General features: G+C 53.8%; 16 protein-coding genes. 9 read left to right on the forward strand and 7 right to left on the reverse strand.

The features are described from left to right. Positions 1–75: 75 nt before the first annotated feature. From IOB61_RS06895 to IOB61_RS06915, 5 genes are all read right to left on the reverse strand, one after another. Positions 76–2016, reverse strand: a complete 1941-nt coding sequence (locus IOB61_RS06895; RefSeq protein ID WP_290814157.1) for a TadE/TadG family type IV pilus assembly protein — start codon at positions 2014–2016, stop codon at positions 76–78. A 335-nt stretch (positions 2017–2351) separates the two neighbouring features. After that, the gene (locus IOB61_RS06900; protein ID WP_290814158.1) at positions 2352–3608 is read right to left on the reverse strand and encodes an MFS transporter; all 1257 of its coding nucleotides are present in this window, start codon (positions 3606–3608) and stop codon (positions 2352–2354) included. A 21-nt stretch (positions 3609–3629) separates the two neighbouring features. Further along, positions 3630–4355: a helix-turn-helix domain-containing protein gene (locus tag IOB61_RS06905; protein WP_290814159.1), complete on the reverse strand. Its 726-nt coding sequence runs from the start codon at positions 4353–4355 to the stop codon at positions 3630–3632. 94 nt (positions 4356–4449) lie between these two features. After that, positions 4450–5625 carry a mandelate racemase/muconate lactonizing enzyme family protein gene (locus tag IOB61_RS06910; RefSeq protein WP_290814161.1) on the reverse strand — a complete coding sequence of 392 codons (1176 nt, stop codon included), beginning with the start codon at positions 5623–5625 and terminating at the stop codon, positions 4450–4452. Next, positions 5625–6527: a dihydrodipicolinate synthase family protein gene (locus IOB61_RS06915; protein ID WP_290814163.1), complete on the reverse strand. Its 903-nt coding sequence runs from the start codon at positions 6525–6527 to the stop codon at positions 5625–5627. The genes IOB61_RS06910 and IOB61_RS06915 overlap by 1 nt, the downstream gene beginning before the upstream one ends. 219 nt (positions 6528–6746) lie before the next feature. Here IOB61_RS06915 and IOB61_RS06920 point away from each other — a divergent pair, with 219 nt between their 5' ends. The 5 genes from IOB61_RS06920 to IOB61_RS06945 all read left to right on the forward strand — a co-directional run bounded on the left by IOB61_RS06920 (position 6747) and on the right by IOB61_RS06945 (position 14113). Further along, on the forward strand, positions 6747–9404 hold the full coding sequence (locus IOB61_RS06920; protein WP_290814165.1) for a TonB-dependent receptor: 2658 nt from the start codon (positions 6747–6749) through the stop codon (positions 9402–9404). Positions 9405–9439: 35 nt separating this feature from the next. Next, positions 9440–10180, forward strand: a complete 741-nt coding sequence (locus tag IOB61_RS06925) for an SDR family NAD(P)-dependent oxidoreductase (RefSeq protein WP_290814168.1) — start codon at positions 9440–9442, stop codon at positions 10178–10180. After that, a complete protein-coding gene (locus tag IOB61_RS06930; protein WP_290814170.1) occupies positions 10164–11102 on the forward strand; it encodes a 2-dehydro-3-deoxygalactonokinase in 939 nt (312 codons plus the stop codon). Before IOB61_RS06925 ends, IOB61_RS06930 begins: the two co-directional genes overlap by 17 nt. Beyond that, positions 11099–12562 carry a 2-dehydro-3-deoxy-6-phosphogalactonate aldolase gene (locus IOB61_RS16815; RefSeq protein WP_367272821.1) on the forward strand — a complete coding sequence of 488 codons (1464 nt, stop codon included), beginning with the start codon at positions 11099–11101 and terminating at the stop codon, positions 12560–12562. The genes IOB61_RS06930 and IOB61_RS16815 overlap by 4 nt, the downstream gene beginning before the upstream one ends. Positions 12563–12886: 324 nt before the next feature. After that, positions 12887–14113 carry a hypothetical protein gene (locus IOB61_RS06945; RefSeq protein ID WP_290814172.1) on the forward strand — a complete coding sequence of 409 codons (1227 nt, stop codon included), beginning with the start codon at positions 12887–12889 and terminating at the stop codon, positions 14111–14113. Between the two features lie 64 nt (positions 14114–14177). On the opposite strand, the gene IOB61_RS06950 is transcribed toward IOB61_RS06945, so the two are convergent. Further along, positions 14178–14954 (reverse strand): MerR family transcriptional regulator, encoded by a 777-nt coding sequence (locus tag IOB61_RS06950; protein ID WP_290814174.1) that lies wholly within the window; start codon positions 14952–14954, stop codon positions 14178–14180. 301 nt (positions 14955–15255) lie between these two features. Between IOB61_RS06950 and IOB61_RS06955 the strand changes: the two genes are divergently transcribed. From IOB61_RS06955 to IOB61_RS06965, 3 genes are all read left to right on the forward strand, one after another. Beyond that, positions 15256–16137 (forward strand): LytTR family DNA-binding domain-containing protein, encoded by an 882-nt coding sequence (locus tag IOB61_RS06955; RefSeq protein ID WP_290814176.1) that lies wholly within the window; start codon positions 15256–15258, stop codon positions 16135–16137. 357 nt (positions 16138–16494) lie between these two features. Beyond that, positions 16495–17130 carry an outer membrane protein gene (locus IOB61_RS06960; RefSeq protein WP_290814178.1) on the forward strand — a complete coding sequence of 212 codons (636 nt, stop codon included), beginning with the start codon at positions 16495–16497 and terminating at the stop codon, positions 17128–17130. Between the two features lie 837 nt (positions 17131–17967). Then, complete coding sequence (locus tag IOB61_RS06965) at positions 17968–18873, forward strand: alpha/beta hydrolase-fold protein (RefSeq protein ID WP_290814187.1); 906 nt, start codon at positions 17968–17970, stop codon at positions 18871–18873. Positions 18874–19023: 150 nt separating this feature from the next. Here IOB61_RS06965 and IOB61_RS06970 read toward each other — a convergent pair whose 3' ends face one another. Continuing rightward, a complete protein-coding gene (locus IOB61_RS06970) occupies positions 19024–20193 on the reverse strand; it encodes a glycosidase (RefSeq protein ID WP_290814181.1) in 1170 nt (389 codons plus the stop codon). Positions 20194–20482: 289 nt separating this feature from the next. Here IOB61_RS06970 and IOB61_RS06975 point away from each other — a divergent pair. Then, positions 20483–23126 (forward strand): TonB-dependent receptor (locus IOB61_RS06975; RefSeq protein ID WP_290814183.1); only part of this gene is annotated, 2644 nt, incomplete at its 3' end.

Genomic DNA, 23126 nt, shown 5'->3' on the forward strand with positions numbered 1-23126 from the left:
AAGAAGTGTGGAGCGTGTGTGGAGGTGCAGCCCTGAAGATGCTGGAAGCCTAACGACTTCCGGCACCCACGTGCTTTATTCTTTCAATCGCAGGCTGAAGGTTTCGCGTGCAATCTGTTCAAACGTTGCGTTCAACTGGCTGGCATCCACCGCAAAGGCGCGCGTCGGATCCCCGGCGCAGGTACGAAGACGGCTGACCGCATCGCCATCTGATACGTTGATTGCAACCGTATAGAGTTCGATCTTGTAGGTTTCCCGGATCGCGGTACACCAAGATTGCATGCGGCTGTCGAGGGTGGTGCGGTCGGGCGATCCTGAACAACCCGGAGCCCCCGATTCACTACAGCCCCAATAGCCCGGGAAGTTAATGGCTTGCTCATTGGCCCCGTCGGTCATCAATACCATAACTTTTGTAGCATTGCTGGACCCGAAGGGCTCTGGCCGTGCATGCTGGAAGAAGTTGGCCCACTCGGTGCGCGGCGAAAGGGCACGTAAGCCCCAGCGCAAGCCGACATCAGCATGTGTGCCACCTGGAGAGGGCGACAGGCGATCAATCGTATTGATAAGCTGGGTTCGATTGGCTGAGAGGCCAAGCATGGGCATCGGGCAATTTAAGTTTGGCCCCGTGATGCGGCGGAAGCTATCCCATGTCTGTTTGGGGACCCAGGAACACCAAGCGCCATTGGCATTATTCCATGCGATTTCATTATAGTCTGCGACACAGCCATTGGCGGTGCCGGTATTGAGATCCAAGCGGCAGCCTGAGCCGCTGATACAAGCCTGCGACCCGCTGAAATTGAAGAAGGCGTTGCGCGTCCCATTATTGTCATTCTGCGAGCAATTAATGGTGGTGATGCTTGGGCTGCCTGATGGGCAGGAATTATAGTTGCACGCGTAAGGATTATTGACGCAAGCCGCATTGATTGCCGTCTTGCCAAAGCTCAAAAAGGCAAATGATTCTGGTTTTTTGCCGGGAAGCTCCATCTTTCCTTGTGTCTTTGGGGGAGGTGGGCTGCCGCCACCGCCGCCACCACCGCCCCCGCCACCACCGCCACCGCCGCAGCCGGTCCAATTGTCGCACATTTTGGTGGCGACAAATCCGCGGGTACGCGTGGCATTATTGACGCGTGGTGGCACGCGCAGGGCATTCCACGTCATGCCGGATTTAAGGTCATCATTGGCGGTAAGGCTTTCGCCATTGCCAGAGATACATCCACGCCAACCAACAGGCGCGAACATGGAGGTGAGGGTGGCGCTGCTCTCGCTAATGTTGGACGAGCGGCTGATCGTATTGCTGGGCAAGGAACGTGTGCCGGCGTCTGCGGTGCTGCGAACCGGGGCGGGCGAATTGTCCCAAGTTTGGTCGGGTACTTCGCCGCGAATATTCACAGTCGTCGTCCACGGGATAACGGCCACCCGCAAACGGTCTGGAATGGTGATGGTATTGAACAGCGTGTTGACAAAGGTCTTGGCGGCACTGCGCATTTGGGTAAAGCGCGTCGTGGGGCGACCGTCATACTGGAACATCGAGGCCGTCGTATCCATGACGACAGCCACTTCCAGACGCTTGTCCGCCCCAGCGGTTGCTACGCCCACAGCCCGTAGGGCAACGGTTGAACGGCCAATGATGCCGCCCAAAATTAGGCTTTGGTTGCCTGTTCCGGTCAGGCGGGCTGCACCGTCGGCATCCCAAGTTACAACAGCTTGAAGATTACTAACCCCTCGATCGGCTCCCGGCGCAGAGGCTAGGAAGGTTTTGGTACCGGCTGCAACCCCTGCGGCCCGGGCCACGGTCTCGCCTTCAGACGCCTTATCGCTTTGTTCGCGCTTGGCGGCCAAAGCCCCCGCATCGGCAGCCGCCGCCAACGAGGCTCTGGTGTTGGAAATACGGGTGAGTTCAATCGCGGCGCCAAGGACACCTAGAGAAACTGCTGAGACCAAGGCAAAGACAATGGCGACATTGCCCCTTTCGCTGCGAGCCAGTTTTGTCGCAACAAAGGTTTTTGAGTATCTCATCAGTAATTCCCCTCAAAGTGCCAAAGATAGAGAGGCACTGAGATGATACTTAGCAAGTAAGTTACTAATAAGCGCTAAAAGCTACTGGAATTAAGAAGTAAAATAGTAGAGCCAAATCAAATTAGAATATAGATTTTACCGCATTCTCCGGCGGAAATCGTGCTGAAGACACTCACAAATGGATAGATTTGCTGCATGTTAACTGGCAGGTTACCCTGATATCAAAGACCAGCCCCATCCCGTGAAGGTCATGGACGGGGCAGTGACCCCTTCTAGTCAAGGCGACACAGGCCAAGGTGCCGCAACGCGTCGGCACACACGGTCCGAGCCGCGGGTTAAACTTGTGGTGCCACCTTTGGCCTATTCTTCAAGCCAAGCCAGATACAGCCGAGTGCCAGCGGATGCAGAATGGCGCTAATCAGGAATAAGGACGTATAGTTTCCGGTGGAAGCAATCTTGCCAACAAAGCCCGTCGAAATGATGCCGCCCAAACCACTGCCGAATGCCACCAGGCTAAAGGTTGTCCCAATGCTCTTTTGGGGGAAAACATCAACAACCATGGTGGTTAGATTAACTTGAAAGACAAGGTGCGCGCAGGCGACAATGGCGGCCAGTGCGAATACGATTTGGATCGGGGGTTCAAAGCCAATCAAAGCCCCCAGTGGCACAATCAGGGCTGCGCCCATAATCATTTTGAAACGGGCATCTACTGGGTTCATTCCGTTTCTGACTAATTTTCCAGATGCGGCTCCACCTGCAAGGCTGCCGATATCGGCTGCCAAGTAAATGATCCAAGCTGTAGCCGCCAATGCCACGAGGGAGAGGCCGCGTTGTTCGCCCAGATATTTTGGCATCCAGAACAAGTAGAAATACCAAACAGGGTCGGCCAGCATGCGCGCCAACACAAAACTCCAAAGCGTTTTGTTCTTGAGCAGTGACCCCCATAATTGCTTTTCGCTTGGCTTGTCTGCCGTCGGTTCAGGGTCGGCAGCTTTGATGAGGGGGGTTTTCGGCATGAAGATCAGCCAAGCAATTGCCCACACAATCCCCAGTGCCCCGGTTACTACAAAGGCGGCGCGCCAACCGAATGCGAGCGCAACCCCGCCAATCAAGGGAGGCGCTAATGTAGCACCAACCATCGAGCCAGCCGTATAAATGCCGACTGCAAGGGCGCGCTGGTCTGGCTTAAAATTTTCCGAAACAATTTTGGGGGCCGCGGTATAATTGCCAGCTTCTCCAAGCCCCAAAGCAAACCTTGTCGCCGCCAGACTGGCAACGCCTGTGGTAAAGCCCGACATCATATTGGCGACAGACCACCAGATAACAAAGAGTGTGAGACTTAGTTTGGAGCCGAGCCAGTCGGTTATGCGGCCAACAACGAGATAGGCTAGCGTGTAGGCTACCAAAAACATCTGAACGATGAAGGCATAGCCGCTATCATCAATCTTCAAATCCTTCTGGATTGTGGTTGCAAGAATAGAGAGAACCTGCCGATCAATATAATTCAGCATGGTTGAGAAGAATAAGAGAGCCAAAATGGTCCATTGCACGGAACGCTTGAGGTCGCCTTCTAAGCTTGATTGGGTCGTCATCACCTGTTCCGTGCTTTCATGTTAGGTGCCTGCATCAATCTGTTCGACCGCGCGCACCAACGCGGCCACAACATCTTCTGTGATGCTGTCTGGTATCCATCCGGACATGCCGATGGCAGCATAGGCTGGCTTGCCCAAGGTCACCGCGATCGTGTGCTGATTGTCGCGCACGGGGATGCGCGCAAAGCCTTGTTTGCGGATTGTCTCGAGTTGGCTCGTGAGGCCTTCTAAGCCATCGGGGAAGTTTGCGATGGTCTCAGAGTTTTCATAAAGGTCGCCGATATCCTCGCCATCGAGCTGCGCCAAAAGCGCCATGCCAAGACCACTTGTTGTCGCGGGGAGGACCCCAATTCTCCCCAGCGCTCGCGAGGCTTCGATTCCGGGTGGGGCGTGAAACAGATAACTTACACTGTCATTCCACAGAACGCCCATTGCGACCGTATGGCCAAGGCGGCGCAGGTCTTCCAAGATGGGCAGGGCACGCCTGATCAAGCCTGACGCAAACAGACTTTGAGCTGCCAGCACATGCATGCCTGGTCCTGCCGAGTATTTTCGGTTTGGCGACTGGCGCGCAATCCCAAGATAGGCCAATGTTTTGAGTAGCCTATTGACTTTGCTTGCCTCAAATCCAAGCTGACGGCCTAGTTCACGACAGCCAATGGGCTCTTCAGCCACGGCCAAGGCTTGTAGGGTTCGGATACCATCAATCAGGCTTTGATTGGGCTGGGCATTCAGTTTCGATCTCATGTTCTTACTCGTCTGTGATCTGGCCGGCAAAGCCGCTGCGGCATGCGCCGAGGGTTCACCGTTCTGCTCACGCATAGAGTTAGCATGTTTTGTGTCATCCCACATGGACAGCATGCTTCAAGAAGTCTGGGCCCGGCTCCACACCAAGCCCTGGGCCTGTTGGAAGGTGATAGGCTCCGTCTGTACATGTCATGTCGGTGGTAATCAGTCCGCTTGAGGGATTGAACACGCTGTGCTGGAATTCATGTGTTGCCACATTGGCCAGTGCGGATGACACCTGAATGCTTGCTGACAGGAAGAAGCCTGAGCCAATTGTGGCGTGGGGTGCTAATTTGGCTCCATGACGTTGCGCAAGTTGAGCGATCCGCAAGAATTGGGTTATTCCGGTATGCGCCATTTCGGGCTGCACAAAGGCTAAATTGCCGTCCTTCAGGCGAGGGCCCGCCACATAGTCGGTGGGCCATTCTTCTCCTGCGGCGATCGGGATTGGTGACTGGGCTGCTACGCTTCTCAGCCCCTCAATATCCTCTGGTGCAATCGGAGCTTCGGCGAAATAGGGCTTGTGCGGTGCGAGCCGATGTAGGAGCTCTAGGGCTTCCGCCTGTGAAAACTTCCAATGCAAATCAACCATCAAATCAATTTTGGGGCCGAGGGCGGATCTGAGTGCGCCCATCTCTGCTTCAATGCCTTCATGGCTGACGACAGCTGCAAATTTGACGGCTGAAAAGCCTTCGCTGATCAATTTTCGCGCAAGCGCAACACGGCCTTCCAAAGTAGCTTCCGGCAAACCGGACAGATAGGCAGGGATCGAGTTTCTCGGGTTAGGGCAAAGCAGGTTGCGAATTGGCACTCCCGCCAATTTGCCTTTTAGATCCCACAACGCGATGTCGATGGCGGCCAGGGCATCCAAATAGAACCCGCTGGCATGACCTCGGACGCGCATGAGGCCGTAAAGCGTGTCCCAAATCGTTTCTGCTTCCTCGGGATCTGCACCCTCGAGCACGGGGGCCAGCATGTCATTGATAATTTCGCAGACGGCCTTGGGTGCGCAAATGCCGTAGGTTTCGCCCCAACCCACTAGGCCCGTGTCGAGCGTGATTTTGACAACAACCGATTGATCAGCAGTTGGATAAATGGTGCCATTGCCAAGGCGCACAATATAGCCGCGCCGATTGACCTGCTCACCATCGCCAAGCGGTCCCAGATAAGGAATGTCGCGTGGCCTTGAGACAATGAAGGTATCGGTTCCAACAATCCGCGGCTTGGGCATTAGCTTATTCCAGTTAGGTCTTTGATCCGGGCAAGTAGAGCATCGACTTCCTTCAGATCATAGGCATCTAAGCTGGGTCCTTTGGCGCGTGTGTATGTGCTTTCAATCAGACCGCGGCGACGAAGAACCTCTTTGGTTAAGCGCCAACGGAAATTGGCTTGCACGTTTAGAAGCGGCAGGGACCGTTCAAACAGGTCGCGTGCGATCTTTTCTTCTCCGGCGAGGAAGTGCTTTATGATGGCCGCATGGATTTCGGTGATTTCACACGCTGGCATCGACCCCACGGCACCGCGACTGAGTTCATCAATCAGATAGCGGCCGCCCGCGCCGCCTAAAATCCCGCTTAATTCTCCATGGGTCAATTCTGCGAGCCGTGAGATGCGCTGTCCTGATGGGGCGGCTTCTTCCTTCACATAGGTGATGGCTGGGACCTCGCTCATGATACTCGCCACATGCTCGAGAGACAGGCCAATCCCCATCGGGGCAGGGGCATTTTGTAGCATGAGGGGAAGGCTTGTTTGGGCACCGACCTGCTCATAAAATGCCGCCATTTCCTTTAGATCATGGGCATAAGCATGGGGTGTCATGATCATTGCCGCAGATGCGCCCGCCCGTGCCCCCGCCAAAGCAAAGCGCGCAGAATCTTCTGGGGTAAGAGAACTTGCCCCGACGATGAAATGTACGCGTCCCTGATTCCACTCACCAATTTTGGCGGTTAAGTGCAGGCGCTCTTCCTGTGTTAAGCAATCATATTCGCTTGCAAGTCCTGGGAAGACAATGCCGGCTGCGCCCGCATGGATGACATAGTCTAGGACTCGTTTGAGGCCCGCCTCATCAATCTGTCCGGTAGAATCAAAAATGGTCGGCAAAACTGGAAATGCGCCGATCAATGGCTTTGACATGGATGAGACCCTCGCAAAATGTTGCTATATACGCATTATTTTGCATTTGCTGTTTGGTCAATAGGGTGTGCGTAGACAAATTTTATGGTCTAACTGCCGATAAATAAGGCGGAAATGCCGATGTCTATGGATTCTCAGGTGTTTTTAGTTCTGCTTGACATTGCTATAATAGCGACGTTAATACTGGATAAGAAGAAGCGTCCTTTGGGAGGATAGAAGATGACATCACGCTATAAGTCTCTGATTTTAGGTTCATCAGCGATCGTGTTTGGATTGACTTTGGCGGGTGGACATGCCTCTGCCCAATCGTCTGGGCCCTCAGTTTCGGCGTCGACGGAGACCGATGTCGTTGTTGTGCGGGGTGTGCGTCGAAGCTTAGAGGCGGCGCGCGAAATCAAGCGCAGCTCCACTCAGATTGTCGACGCGATTGTCGCCGATGATATCGGCAAGTTGCCAGATGTGAATGTGGCAGAATCCCTCGCCCGCGTGTCAGGGGTGCAAGTTGATCGCGGCATCGGGGAGGGGTCTGATATCTCGGTGCGCGGTCTTCGCCAAAATGTAATTCTCTATAACGGACGCCAGATCGTCGATTCTACCGGGCGCGGTGGCAATGGTCTGGACCAACTCGAAACCTCAACTTACGGCTTATTGGGTCTGGTCCCGTCGCCGCTGATCTCCCGACTTGAAGTTACAAAGCTGGCCGGGGCTGATCAAATTGCTGGGGCTCTAGGCGGGCTTGTCGACATTAGAACCAGAAAGCCCTTGGACCGATCCAGCTCAGCCAATGCCCTTAATGTTTCGGGGACTTTCGATAGCCAGTCTGAAGCTGGTGGCTACGAGATTTTTGGCCTCGCCACCGGAAAATTCGCCAATGACACTTTAGGGGTTTTGGTCACCGCCAGCGCAAGTAGTCGCGAGCTATCAGAAGAAGGGCTAGGAACCTTCTCGGGCTATTCACGCTTTACAGAAGGCGGCATTACCCGTTTTGGCCATGCAGATATTCGGGCCCAGGAAATCAACGAGACCCGCGATCGCGTGGGTGCAAGTGCGATGGTCCAGTGGCAGCCGAATGAAAGCTCTGAGTTCTCCTTTGATGCTTTTTACTCAAAACTGACTTCGGATCGTAAACGGCATTGGTTGGCCTTTAACCCGACCAGCGGTTTAACCAATCCCGTTTACTCGGCGAACAACATCTTGTTGAGTGGCAGAGCCAGCACCGCTGTTCTGACCAATACCGAATTTGCCAATACCGAAGCCGATGTGCTCTCCACGGCGCTGCACGCAAGCTTTGATCTGCGTGACGGTGTTTCGACCACAGCAGAGGTCTCTTGGGGTAAATCAACCTCTACATATCAACAAATGTACTTCCGGCTTCAACCGATTGTCGGGATCACGCCGGTTGTTGATTTTGATCTGACAAAGACAAATTATGGCAGCTTTACCATCAATGGCATTGATCTTCTCAATCCGGCTCAATTGCGATTTACGATCCTGTTTGATCAGGTCTTCACCTCTGAATCCACCACATGGGCCGCCCGCAATGATTGGACGATTGATGTCAATAAAGGTGCCTTTACGACACTTCAGGCCGGCGCGCGGTTCAGCAATCTAAACACGGTTCAAGCACCCTTGCGCGCAGATATTCGCCCAGCTGGCGGTCTTGTTGCCAACACTTTGGGCGACCTCGTCGCCGTGAGATCACGACCAAACTTCCTCTCTGGCGGCTTTTCTGGCTTGCCCCGCAGCTATCTTGTTGGCTCGTCTAAATTGACAGGTTGCGAGGCCTTCACAACAATCCCGGTTGTGTCTCAGAACGTCCAATGTACGTCACCTGGCACCACGCTCAATTCATTGGCGGGTACGTTTGAGATCGAAGAAGACTTCTCGGACCTATACTTGAAGGCCAATTTTGAACATGAAATTGGCGTTGTTGCGCTTTCCGGCAATGTGGGTGTCCGCTACATAAGTCGCGACATGACCTCTGTTGGCAATCAGATTTCGTCAACGGGAACCGCCGTTCCAGTGTCGTTTAAGGCGAAGGACGAAAAGGCGTTGCCATCGGCTGCTCTCCGGCTTGAGCTATCGGATAGTTTCCAGATTCGCGCTGGTTTGGCCCAGGTGGTCGCATTCCCCAATACAGAAGACCTCAACAATGGCTTGACCCTTTCCAACAATGCGGTCTTTGTGAATGGGGTGCAAACATCGCCTGGTACGGGGTCTGGCGGTGCGCCCGGTCTTAAGCCGTTTGAGGCAGACCAGCTTGATGCTTCCTTGGAATGGTATTTCGCGAAAGACTCGATGGTTTCGGTCGGGCTGTTTTACAAGGATATCTCCACTTTCATCATTCAGCGGCAAAGTGCTGAATCCTATAGTGGGGTGAATTATCTCATCAATCGGAAGATCAATGGTGAGGGGGCCAATGTTCAAGGGATTGAGTTGCTCTATCAGCAGCCGCTCAGTTTCCTCCCCGCGCCATTTGATGGATTCGGTGTCAATGCGACCTATAGCTATATCAAATCGGAGACCCCGATTGTTGACGGAAGTGGTCGCGTTTTGCCGCTGCCAGGTCTGTCTGAGAACAATGTGAATTTGGTCGGCTATTATGAAAAGGGGCCTGTCAGCTTCCGCCTCGCCTATAATTGGCGGGATGCTTATTTGCTGTCACTATCGGCTGCCAACACGGGTATCTATAATGATAGCTACTCAGACCTATCGGCGAGTGCCCGCTATGATTTCAACGATCGCTATACTTTAAGCTTTGAGGCCGCCAACCTCCTTGATAGCGAGCAACGCACCTTTGATGGCGTAGAAGAAGCCTTGCGCACAAATGTCATTTATGGTCGCCAGTACAAGCTGACACTGAGCGCAAAGTTTTAGGCTGAGTGACGCGTCAATAGAGGAGTGGCCGCAGCATGATGAGTGAAACCCTCAAAGATCGTGTTGCGGTCATTTCTGGTGCCGGAAGTGGTATTGGTTCTGCCATAGCGAAGTGTTTTCAGCATAATGGCGCAACAACAATTGGCTTTGGTCGTCAAAGGCCAGATACATGTAACCACAATTTCCAATGTGATGTGGGCGATAGCGAACAGATCAGCGAGCTCGCCGCCCAGATCCGCCGCGAGGTCGCCGCGGTGGATATCCTAGTCCATGCTGCTGCTATCAGCGACAATGCCACGATCTTTGAGAGTTCTCCCGAGCGCTTCAACGAAATCTATAATGTAAATGTGGCTGGTGCTGTGCGCCTCATCCAAGCATTTGCACCCGATATGATTGCCAAGGGGACAGGCAGCATCATCCTCGTCTCGTCCATCAACGCGGACTTTGCGACGCCCAGTTTGGCTGCCTATGCAGCTTCCAAAGGGGCGCTCAATAATCTTACCAAGACAGCGGCTCTTGAACTTGCACCCAAGGGGGTTCGGGTTAATGCCATTGCGCCCGCCTCTATCGACACGCCCTTATTACACGCCTCATTTGCCGCGCAAGGCGATCCTGAACTTGCCCGGACACGCAATATAGGCCGGCATCCTTTGGGGCGGTTAGGCAAACCTGAGGATGTCGCAAACCTTGCTCTGTTTTTGGCGTGCGACCAGTCGTCTTGGATTACGGGCTCAATCTACTTAATCGATGGAGGTGCCCATGTCACAAGAAGATAGACCCTTTATTGGGATCAATTGGGGCAGCAGCAATTTCCGCGCTTATCTCATCGCCCATAATGGATCAAAGATTGACGAAGTGTCCCGCCCATGCGGGATATTGGGTCTTACCCGAGAAGGTATGGAAGAGCAGATTGAGCTGTTGAATGTGCAATGGCCGCAGGCTCGCCAAATTTATGCGTCTGGCATGATCGGTTCGAATGTCGGTTGGGTTGAGGCCCCCTATATTCAGTGCCCAACTTCCATTGACGCCTTGTCTCACCAATTGACCAGAACCAAAATGGCGGGCCGCGACGTCGCCATCGTGCCGGGGCTTACGTGCGACGATGCATCTGGCCAACCCGATGTGTTGCGTGGCGAAGAACTTGAGCTTTTCGGTTTGTTGATGCGCCCTTCAAGTAAGGCCGGTTCAGGGCATCGCACCATCCTTTTGCCGGGCACACATTCGAAATGGGTGTCCATGACAGGCAATTCAATCGAAATCTTCTTCACCTCCATGGCGGGGGAATTGTTTGATCGGGTTACCGAGAAGGGCATTCTTGCCTCAATCATTGATGGGCCTGCGAAGCCAGGTCTTTGGTTTTCGCGAGGGCTTGGCGAGTCTTGGTCGAGTGGGCGCAGCCTTGCGAGCCTTTTGTTCCAAGCGCGCGCCTTGGTCATGCGAAAGAAGATGGAAAAAGCGGACGCGGCTTCATATCTGCGGGGGCTATTGATTGGTTCGGAATTGGCGGATGCAAAGGCCCGTCTGGCACAATTCGGAACTGCGGCCATCGAAATGGTTGGAAACCCGCTCGTCGCCAGTCTTTATCAGGCTGCGCTTGACGAAATGGGCCTAAAGTCAATCATCGTCTCATCGGATTCGGCATGCTTGGCGGGGTTTGCAGCCCTGCATCAAGCGAGTTTTGAAGCAGAGGCCCAATGATGCATGCCACAGCATTTGCGGCGGCTCTGGCCAGTTGCCCACTTGTCGCGATTCTACGTGGCCTAAAGCCGGAGGAAGCCATTGAGGTCGTTGAAGCACTTTATTGTGCCGGATTTCGGATTGCAGAAGTACCGCTCAACTCTCCTGAGCCTTTGAAATCCATTTCCGCGTTGCGAACCCATTTTGGTGATCGCATTATTATTGGTGCAGGCACGGTCACCGAGGTCCAGCAGGTTCACGATGTCGCCGATCAGGGGGGCCAGATCTGCGTCTCGCCAAACATGGACCCCGACGTGATTGGGGCGGCGCTTGATCGCGGTATGGTGGCTTTACCGGGGAGCAGTACGCCCACCGAAGCCTTTGCGGCGATTAAAGCCGGAGCGCTTTATTTGAAGCTCTTTCCAGCGGGAAGCCTTGGGCCAGAATTCTTGAAAGCCATGTCCGCAGTTTTACCGGCGCAGATACAGGTTCTCGCGGTGGGGGGGATTGGGGCAAAGGATTTTTCTGCCTGGCGCTCCACCGGCGTGGCGGGCTTTGGTCTTGGCTCAGAAATCTATAAGCCAGGTGATACACCTGCTCTGGTTCGCGAGAAAGCAGAGCGCGTGATGACGGCGTTCAAGCACCACGAGCCGGGCGCAAAGCTTCTATGTCAGCCTGAAGCTATAATAGGTGAGTCACCCATTTATGTGGCTCGTCTCGATAGCATTTTTTGGGTTGATCCTGTGCAGGCCTATCTGTTCAGCTATCGCTGTTCTGACAAAGTATTGACCCAGCTTCCATTGGCCCATCCAGTTTCGAGCTTAGCTGAAACCGAGACTGGCCTGATGGCAGTCGCAAACCAAAGCCTATTCAAGCTTGACCCGATCTCTGGGTCGCTTTCGGTTTTTGCTGTCTGCACGGATTTAGGCGAAGGCGTAAGCCTTACCGATATGTGCGCAGACGGGGTCGGGGGCATTTGGGCGACCGCTTTTCACTCTGGCGCACTGGCCGGGAAGGGAAAGATCATTCATTGCAGCTCCGAAGGTGACGTGAAGATTGTTGCCAGCGGGCTGGGCATTCCAAATGGGATCGACCTTACCCCGGACGGCAAGAAGGTGATCGTTGCCGACACTTTATTGCGCACACTCTTGGCATTTGACATCTGCGAGCCTCGACCAGAGCTGGGTGCGCCGCGAATTCTCTCTGACTTTATGGGGATTGCTGGCAAACCGGATGGCCTTGTTGTCCTTCCCGATCATCGCATCCTTGTTGCGATGTGGGGAGGATCATCGATTGCCGAATTGTCGGCTACGGGGGCTCTTTTGGCCCTGCATCCAATTCCCGTGCCCCATGTCAGCAGTGTCTCCACCATGCCCGGCCAAGTTGGGCATTGCCTAGTTAGCACCTCGCGCATGCGCCTTAGTCCGGCGCAACTTCAAAGCTATCCGCTCTCAGGGGGGCTGTTTAGCTTGACCATCTAACGTGCTGCCAGTTTCCCGCAGACTTTCGCCGCAAAAGTCTGTTGGGGTGAAGCCTTGTGCATTTCGGCAGAAAACATCCCGGCTTTACTTCTATCGCTGAAGAAATCTATCTATGGCGGATGTATTGTTTGCACTTCAAATGCAACGCCGAAACTTAGACTTTGGTGGACTATGATAAAACTGGACCTGCGACATTTCGTTTTCATTGCACTTATTTTTGCGGTTATTTCGCCACCACGCCCTGTAGCCGCTCAATCCAAGCAAGCGCCCTCTGAGGGATTGGTCCCTGTTGCAATCTTCGACGGGGTCAATCAGGCTGGATTTATGCCAAAGTCCAATTCTGTGGTCTTGGTTAGTGGGACTTCTGGCCGCGTCAGTGAGGTCACCGCCAGTGGTCAAGAAAAAGTAAGTGCTTCATTCCAAGTTCCTGTTGGGACGGAGGCCTCCTTCATTGATCGCATCGGGCAATTTGGCTTCATAGGCGGCCTTAAAAGTGAAGGCGCATTGGCGGGCTCCCTCGCGCTGCCATCGGGGCAAATCTTATCGAGCATTCCCAATACGCTCCTGTGGAGTCAGTATCCAAGTGAGACGCCCTCGCCGTACAATCATCAAGTAGTAGCATTCTCTTCAGAGGCTAATCTCGCACTTACCTGGCTTTATTCGAAAGATGGCGTTTCTCGAATCTTGGGGCTTGTGGATGGTCGCACGTCTCAAGTTCTGCAGACACTTGGTACCAGCATAGGTGACGGCAGTATCAAACATGCCGCGCTAAGTCAGTCTGGGCAAAGATTGGCACTGGTTCAAAATTTTCAGGGCCGGCGCGAATGGGCTTTAGTTACAGTTTTCGATCTTACCAATGGCCGCACTTTGGCCAGACAAGAGTTCCTGCGAGCTGCCCGGCCCAGATTTAGTCCTGACGATCAAGCCCTTATTCTTGAAGGTGCGCGGTCTGAACAAGATCTGAGGCGGCAAGTCCTGTTTTGGAAGCTTGGTGCAAAAGGCGGAGCCCAGATTTGGCTTCCAGTGGCACCAAGCCTTGAGGGGGTGGCTTTTGCCCAAGAAGGCAATCAAGTCGTGATTGCAGACGGCACATCGCTTTCGGCTTGGAGCACGCTGGATGGGACTGAGTTCTGGCGCGTGCCGCTGCAGGATTTCGCGTCTCTCGTTGCCAGTGCGTCTGGCGACCGTGTGATGACCTTGGGGCGTAACACAACAGTCTTGTGGGGCAGGGGCAGTCTGAATGAAATCTTGTCGCATGCAGCGGCTGATCGTTCAGGGGAGCGAAGCTATTTTGCCTCGCGAGTCTTTGCCAATGGCTTAGGCTTGCCAAAAGACGCAGAACGCGCCGAGGCGCTTTTGAATAATTCTGTAGCGCTTGGTCATAAGCCTGCCATTCAAATGGCGATTCGCCGGATTGAAAGCGATTACCGAAATGGCGATCCTATCAGTTGTTCGACGGTCCTTGACTTGTACAACAAAGCCAAGCGAGCGGCCCTGAATGTCTCTGTTCGAGGGGTATTCAGCCAATGCGGATTAAAGCCGCAGAAATAGCCAGACACATGATGCTGGAGGGTGCATTCGATTAGGAATGCACCCCATAAAGCGCCCGATGGGTCTAAGTGATGGCCTCGCCCCGCGCGACCAATTGTTCGGCGACTTTATGAATGAAATCCCACACGCCTTTGTCAAACGGCATCTGGCTGGCAGTGGTCGGGTCGGCAAAGCCTTGGGCATAGAAATCGCGGCTTGATGCAATCATGCCGGGATCGCTTCTTGTAAACTCGCGCACCAGCGAAAACCAGCGCCGACCAAGTGCCAAGGCGGCTTCTGAGGCAGGGTCGCCGATCACGCGTAACCGGTCCGCCTCGGTAATGACGGAAGCCCAAGCAGCGCCCACGCGCTCTTGCGCTTCTGGGGTGAAGGGCCGCTCTTTCAGCGTGTGGATTTGTTCGGGTGAAAAGGTGGACTCCCACAATTTTTCCGTGGTTGGATTGATGAAATTAGTCGACATGTTGGTCTCCTGATGAAGGATGATGAGGGCATCAGCATCAAGATGAGCACCGCCAGCGAGTTTTTCTCGCGCTGCTTGGATCGCCTTTTGGGCGCGTTGAATCTGCAAAGCTTGCTCATTCAACGCGCGTTCCTGCACTGATAGGATCACATCAAGACTGGGTGTTCCACGGCTTAGCAAAGCTTTGATCGCGCGTAACGAGAAGCCCAATTGCTTGAGTGCGGCAATGCGCCAAGCAGCAGTGATATCTTCGTCCCGAAACACCCGCCAACCATTTGCCAAACGATGTGGTTTGATGAGCCCTTCTGCTTCCCACAGGCGTAATGCCTTTAAGCCGATACCAAGACGCTTGGCGATTTTTGCGGGTCGATCAGAGTTCATGTCAGCACCTCGTCTTAAGTGACGATCTCCTTCTGCACTCTGCCCCAAGGGCGGGGTCAATGGGCATTTTAAGGGTTCGTGCAGTGGGCGACCTAGGCTCTGTGAATGGGTGTGAACGTTGGCATGGGGAATGAACGCGCAGCACAAGCTGCGCCCGCAAACGGGTATAGCCATGTGCACCTTTTGGTCCATTCTTGCATTCCCTAAAGCTAGCGGATTGCCCGACCTAGCCAAAGAGTTGGCATGAATGGCCATTGGTTGAATGCTTGAAGTGAGTATATCCTTTGAGTAAAGACGACGGATGACGTCCAAGCTCGATTCATCAAGCACGCAGAACCTAAGTTGGCCCAAGTTTTTGGCTTATTCAGTAGTATGTATTGCAACCGTGATCACACTTCTAAATCCAAGTTCGACCCAAGAACTTTCAATCGTACCACGAGCTGCATTCTGGCTTATCCAAGTAAGCCTACTCTTGACGATGATGCAGCTGATGCAACTAGGGCTACAGCAGTTAAACTCAATCGTAGGGTGGCCAGTTTTTGCTCAATTGGTTCTTTCGGGTCTCTTGGGAGCCGCACTTTTTGTTCCGATTGGGATATCGCTTGATAGACATTTGGGGTTAGATCAAGTCACGGTGGCTTTGCCTCAAGATTGGCATCTAGAGTTTTTTGAAGAACTTGCCTTTGTTTCGCCCCCAGCGCTTGCAGCGTGGCTTGGCCTGAATGCCATCCGTTTAAAGACCGATTTTGACGCAGTCCGAGATAAAGGCGTAGTCGTAACAAAGACTGATGAAGACCTTAAGCCGCATACTGGCCCGCTTGAAAATCAAGCTGACGGTAAGACCGGTGATACGGATTCTTTGAAGGTGCCCTTCTTTGCTTTGCTTCCAACAGCTCTAGGGACTGATCTGGTCGCCCTATCTGCCGAGCTTCACTATACACGTGTGTACACGGCTGCCGGTGAAGCATTAATATTCTACCCCTTTGGCCGAGCAATCGAGGAGTTAAAAGAAGCTGGCTATCCGGGCCTGCAAGTCCATCGCTCCCATTGGATTGCTCAGGTTCACATATTGCAGAAGAAGCGCCTTAGTTCCCGTGGCTTTTTGCAAATGGATACAGGTCTTAAGATACCTGTCAGCAGGCGTAGGAAGAACGACGTGTCCCAGATTCTGACAGGGCCATGAAGCAAAACTTTCCATTGTATGAGCAGCATAGGCTAACTGCCCTTTGCGCTTTTAAACGGATCAACTGTCTCCAACGGGCTTTGATGGCACAAAGCCGACTTCTACGAGGGTGAGCTGCTCTCACACAAGCACTTCGCTTAGGTGAAAGCATTGTCGTCATCGCTTCTTTTCCCGATGACTGCGCCAGCTGACGGCAATGTTTTCGAACTGACTGCAGATAACCTGTCCATTCGTGCAGGATTTGCGACCATTCGTGCAGCAGCGCTTTTCCTTTGAATTCGATCACTTAGGTACCCAACAGGTCGAGCAACCAGCCCGACCGTAATCTCCCTGTGAATCACTTAGAAGGAAAAGAAAATGTTCTACCGTACGTTGGCTGTTGTCTCGGCGCTTCTTGCATCTGGAGGTACAGCACTCGCTCAAACAGCCAATAATGAGGGCGGTCTCTATGCGAAGGTTTATGCCGGGAGCTCCACATTGAGCAACACGGACCTGCAAGTCGGGGGAACCCGCACTAAAGGAAAGTTCGGGGCGGGCACATTGGTTGGAGGAGCAATTGGCTACGACTATGCTGGCCCATGGCGAAGCGAGCTTGAGTACACCTATCGATCCAGTTCGCTAAACTCCCTCAGCGGGGTTGCAGCAAGCAATAGTGACTATGCTTCAACTTCAATCATGGTGAATGGTCTTTATACCTTCAATGAGGCTGGTAATTTCAAGCCTTACGTCGGTTTGGGTATTGGCCTTACTCGTGAAGTTGATTTCGACTTAAACGCTGGCGCAACAGCAAACCGCGGGCAATACTCCAGAGCTAGTCTGTTTGCAGTTCAGGGCATAGCTGGCGTCGAGTATGAATTCGCTCAAGATTGGAGGGGGTTTGGTGAACTGCGGACGTTCTCTGTCAATAGTCCAAGTTTGAAGAGCGGTGCTCGCACCTTAAAGGCCGACTATCGAACAACTGACATAATCATTGGAATTGCCAAGAAATTCTGACGATTGCCACGTGCAAGATTGAGCATGCTGTGATGCATGCTCCACTTTGTATAGGCTGTACGCGGAGACAGTCTTTGCCTCGGTCTGGCAAAGGCTGTTTCTATATACCTGATAAGGATGCCGGTAGGCACCTAGGCGGGCAGAGCAAGTTTTGGGGCCGTGCCTTCATTTTGATTCACCCAGCCCGCAGATCGTATGTGGAAGACTGAGCAATCCCGGCACAGGAATGCCAACACGCGCAAAACTAAATCAGGTTGGGAGACTTTCTGGGAATGGACTCAGGGCATTATACGCGACCTACTAAGCTCAATACTCCCTTCAATGGCAAATGGCTCTACTGGTTAGTCGGTTGCCCCTTCTTTTTTGTGGGCTGTTCTGATGTTAAAAACGATTTCGTCGTGCGCGCGCCGTCTGGAGACGTTGCATCAGCCGAACTTCAGCTTTGTGGGAAAAGTCAGCCATTTGTACAACGTGGGTCGAACTTTTCCGCACGAACTCCTATCAGCTGCGAAGGTTCTGGGAAGATCATTGTTCGACGAACGGATGGCTCAGAAACCAGCTGCCTTATTGGCTATGTCACGCAAGGAATAGAAGCCTCCTTTGAGTATGAAGTTAAAGATGGTGCCTGCAAATAAGACCTCTAAATCTGGCGATTAGATTCGGCCACGAGTGTTCTTCCTATTGTCAGAGGCAAAGCGCGTTATCTGCAGAGTTTGACCACCACTGGCGACGGAAATGGGGTGATCGGCCCGTTTGAAAGTCATCTGAGAAATGGTTGGGAAGTTCTGTGTGATGATCAGCCGGCGAAATCACTTTCTGGGGCTAGGTGCTTCCCTCATGGGCCTAGGCGTTGGCAGTGTCGCCCGAGCACAGTTGGCCCAGTCTCAAGGAATATCTTCTGCGCTTCGTTCGGTACAGTGGGTGACGTCAAAGGTTGAAGGACCTGGCCTGTCATTCCAAAAGTTTAGAAGCAGGGCAGCGGCAACTGATGTTAGTTTCCACATTTATGAGCCCCAGGCGTCCAAAGTTGAACCTAATCGGCGACTCCCCGTGGTCTACTGGTTGCATGGGTCTGGCGGCGGCGTAGCGGGCATCGCCCCCTTGGCTGCGCTGTTGGATGCCGCCATCACAATGGAGAAGTGTCCACCCATCTTTATGGTATTCGTCAACGGACTGCGGATGGGGATGTACGTTGACTGGGCGAATGGCCAAGTGCCGCTTGAGACAGTTATCATCAAGGAACTTCTCCCCCATATAGATATGAAATGGCCAACCATAAGCCGCCGCGATGGGCGCCTGTTGGACGGCTTTAGTATGGGCGGTTACGGCGCTGGGCGCTTGGGATTTCTGTATCCTGAACTCTTCGGCAGCGTTTCCATGATGGCTGCCGGACCTTTGCAGGAAAGGCTGGAAAGGACTCCGCGCGCGAGCAGAGTCTTGGCAGCAGATCTTCTTATGGAAGTTTATGGCGGTAGTCAGGAGCGTTTCGCAGCTGTGAGCCCGCGCCGCTATGCGGAACAAAATGCTAAAGAGCTCGCCCGTCATTCCCGTCTGCGGCTGGTCATTGGCGATCAGGATGAGACTTTCTTGAACAATCAAGCTTTCCACGATCACTTGGTTAGACTCAAGATACCTCACGACTGGATCGTTCTTCCCCGCGTTGGCCATGATCCCATCGGACTTTTAACCGCCCTCGGCAACCGTCATTGGGACTTCTATCGCGACGCCTTTGCACAAAACTAACCGTGATCTAGAAGTAGAGTGCCTCGTAACGTGGCGCGCTTCGCATCGTCATATCGCGATGAGTTGTCGCACTTTTTTGAGACAGTCGTTGCTTAGGGTAGAAGCTTACGCAGAACCAAGTGCCCGGCCTGCGGCTCATGAGAGCCCCGTTTACGCGTTGCCAGCAATCAGCGCCTGTCTTTGCTCAAACGCCCCGCGTGACGATAGGCTGTCGGGGGGCGTGTTGAGGGCATAGTCGCATAATTCGTCGAGGCGCGTTTCGGCGACATGGACGCGGGTGTCGGATGAGGCGTAATAAATGAGCACCCGGCCGGTTTCAGGGTCATGGGCCCAGCCATTGCAGAAGGCGACATTGGAAACATCGCCTACGCGCTCTCCGCCTTGTGGGGCGATCAAATAGCCGCCGGGTGCAGCGATCACGCGCCACGGCTCGTTCAAATCGGTCAGCAACACATAAAGCACATAGCGCAGGCCAGCGGCGGTATCGCGCACGCCATGGGCCAGATGCAGCCAGCCATAAGGGGTTTTGAGGGGAGGGGGGCCTTGGCCGTTCTTGACCTCTTTGATGGTGTGATAGGCGCGGGGGTCGACAATTTCTTGCTTTGCAATGCGCGCGCGGCTCATATCTTCCACCAAGGCCCAACCGATGCCGCCCCCGCCGCCGACATCGACAAAGCCGTCTTGTGGGCGGGTGTAAAGCAGGTATTGGCCGTCAACATATTCTGGGTGAAGGGTAACATTGCGCTGTTGGCCTGGCCCCGCATCCAAGTCTGGTAGGCGTTCCCATGCGTGGAGATCCTTTGTGCGGACGATGCCACATCCGGCCACCGCGGCGGTGAGATCATGGGGCAGCGCCAAGTCCTTTCGCTCGGTACAAAATAGGCCATAGATCCAGCCATCCTCATGCCGGGTCAGGCGCATGTCGTAAATATTGGTGTCCGGCGGGGTGCCGTCTGGGATGTCGAGCGGATGGTCCCAGAAGCGAAATCCATCGACGCCCGTTTCACTTTCAGCCATGCCGAAAAAGGATTTGCGATCGGCCCCCTCCACGCGGGCGACCAGCAGATATTTGCCCTGATGATAGAGCGCGCCGGGGTTAAAGGCAGCATTGACGCCAAGCCGCTCTAAAAAGCGCGGGTTTCTTTTTGCCGAGAAGTCAAACCGCCAAGCAAGGGGAACATGGTCGCGCGTTAACACCGGATGGCGAAAGCGGCAAAACACACCGTTGGTGCTGGGCACTTGTTCGTTTGAACGCACCAAAAGGGCATCAAATTCTGCCTGAATGCGCAGTTTTCGAGCGTCTACGGCTTCCCACGACATGATTTTCAAACCTTCTTGCACCTCAACTTCTGTCTTAGTCACTCACGATTGATAGCGTTGTCAATCCTTGGGAGCTGGCGTGTGAAAATAATTTTCAGCAACGCAAACTAGCAATTGACAGCGCAATCAATTTCGAGCAGGCTATGAATAACAGCGCTGTCAATTTGGCGCGGGAGTGGTAAGGTCAGGTGTTGTCCTGATCTTGGGTCCCGATCGAAGTGACGGAAGCTGCCGATAAAAATCGACATCAGAGACCAACTGATGACTTATTCCTTGGGAGGACAGAGAGATGCGTAAATATACCTATGGGCTAGGCCTGCGTACCAGCGTTTCGGTCATTGCCATGGTTCTGGGTTGCGCCGGAAGCGCAGCTGCTCAGACCGCACAGACCAGTTCGCAGGCACAGCCAGCGCAAGAAGTTGAGACCGTTGTGGTGCGCGGTTATCGCGCCTCGGTCGCTGATGCGCTGGCAACAAAGCGCAATTCGAATCTCATCATTGAATCAATCACCGCCGAAGATATTGGCGAGTTCCCAGACAAAAACATCGCTGAATCCCTTCAGCGTCTGCCCGGTATTCAGATCGACCGCGAAAATGGTCAAGGCACAAAAGTGCGGATTCGCGGTCTGGATCAGAACGTGGTGGTCCTTAACAATGAAATCTTTCTGACCGGTCTTGAAGCTTTCCGGATCGGGGAGGGCAATGCCACCCAGACCGATTCGCTTGAAGGTGTGCCCTCTGATCTCATCGGCGGCGTGGACGTCTTTAAGTCACCGCAATCCTCACTGCTCGAAGGCGGCCTTGGCGGGATCATCAATCTACGCACGCGTTCGGCCCGCAGTCTGAAAGATGGTCTTCTGTTTGCCGGTCAGGCCCGCGCCAACCAAAGCGAAGATGGGGAGACGACCCCATCCTTGTCGGCAACATTGGGCTATCGCTTCAGCGACCGCCTGGCCGTCTTGGGCAGTCTGTCCTATGAGAAGAGCAATGTGGTAACCGACGCCTTGGGCGGCGATAATCGCGGCGGCTGGCAGTTCAACAATCGCCCGCTCAGCAATGCGACGACGCGCAACATCTGGTCGCCTGAATATCGCTATGTCACCAATCGCGATCAGGACCGCGAGCGCTTGGCAGGTTCGATCAATGTCGATTTCAAATTGTCAGACAAAGCTGACCTGCGCTTTGATTGGTTCCATTCGAACCTGACGATTTTGACGAAAGAAGCCTCGCTCAAATTCCCATTCGCCAATGAGAATGCAACCTATGGCGCAGCCAATCTGCAGATTGGCGCAAACAATGTGTTTGAGTCCGGCACGGTTACGGCCAATTCGGCCGAAGGCATCAGCTTTGTGCAAAATGGCGAAGCCAAGACCGACAACATCCAATTGGGTCTGGCGTGGGAGCTGACAGAGCGCTTGAAAGTCGACCTCGGTGCCTATCATTCGAAGGCAGATTATGAGAGCACGGCGGGCAATAATGACGTGCGTTATACCCAATATGGCGTGCGCAATGGGACGGCAGCGGGCCTTATTCCAAACCCAACGGCACCGACGACTTTGGTCTTCAATTATAGCAATGGGGCCTTCCCGACTTTTACACCTGCCCAACCATCGGCCTTCACCACGCCGTCGAGCGTTTTTGCGAAGTCGCATTGGGTCTTTGGTGAGAATACCACCATCGACAATACGGCCGTCCGGGCAGACTTTACCCTGCAAGCCCCCGATGCCTTGGATGGCCTTTGGGTCGTGCGCTTTGGTGCCCGCTATGCTGAGCGCAATGTGGACAGCGAATATGGTCGCTATTTGGCGGATTATTCCGGCAAGGGTGAGTTAAACGGCATCAATTTCGGCCAGAACTGGACCCCGCTGGGCTATTTCCAAGATGGCGCGATTGGCTATAAGTCGTGCGAGCTGCCCGTGGGCACACCCGGGCGTCCAGCGTGCGATGCCGGGGCCCGCTTTGGCAATTCGCCTGCTTTGATTACGCCTTATCAAACCGCTGCAACCACACCAGGCCGGTTTGAGACTGTGACGGTTGGCGGCATTCAGGCCCTTTTCCAAAATCGCGATCAGATGGAAAATGCGGTCGACTGGATTAAGTCGCTTTATCCCTCTACACCCTTTGCCTTCTACCGCGACCCCCTCAATAGTTTTGTGGTCGAGGAAAAGACCAAGAGCGGCTATTTGATGTTGGATGTCGGCCGGCCGGATGACCGCTATCACATCAATGGCGGTGTGCGCGTCATCAATACCGAATTGACCGTCAATTCGAGCGGGACGCCAGTTGCTCCACGCTATTGGGGTACAGATTCCTGGAACGGTGTGTTGGCTAACCCAACGCCAGAGCGTACCGTCCGCGACTATACCGACGTGCTGCCCAGTGCCAGCATCGTCTATGACGCCACCGACAACAATAAGATCCGGGCCTCACTGGCCCGCGTGGTTGCCCGTCAGAATTTGTTCCAATTGGGTGAGGGGTCGCAATATGACTTCACCCGCGTCTCAACCCCCGGCCCGAACCTTGATCGGTTTGCCTTTACAAGTGGTCGCGGCGGCAATCCAAACTTGAACCCCTTCCGGGCCGATCAAGCAGACCTTGCTTGGGAACATTATTTCGGCCGCAAGGGTCTGGTCTCGGTTGGCTTGTTCTACAAGAAGATCGACTCCTTCATTCAAACCAATACGGTTCCCCGTGCGGTTGCCGATGGCACGGTGCAGGGCTCAACCGTTGGTTCCTTCTCGCAGCCAACCAATGGGGAAGCAGGCTCCATCAAGGGTCTGGAACTTTCGGCGCAATATGACTTTGATGCCGGTTATGGCTTTACCGCCAACTATACCTATTCAGACTCAGAGTCGCCCTATTCAAACGACTATGACAAGAACTTGCCCATTCCAGGTGTTGCCAAAAATGCCTTCAACGTGACGGGCTATTATG

Source organism: Aquidulcibacter sp., from assembly GCF_020253525.1.
GTDB lineage: Bacteria > Pseudomonadota > Alphaproteobacteria > Caulobacterales > Aquidulcibacteraceae > Aquidulcibacter.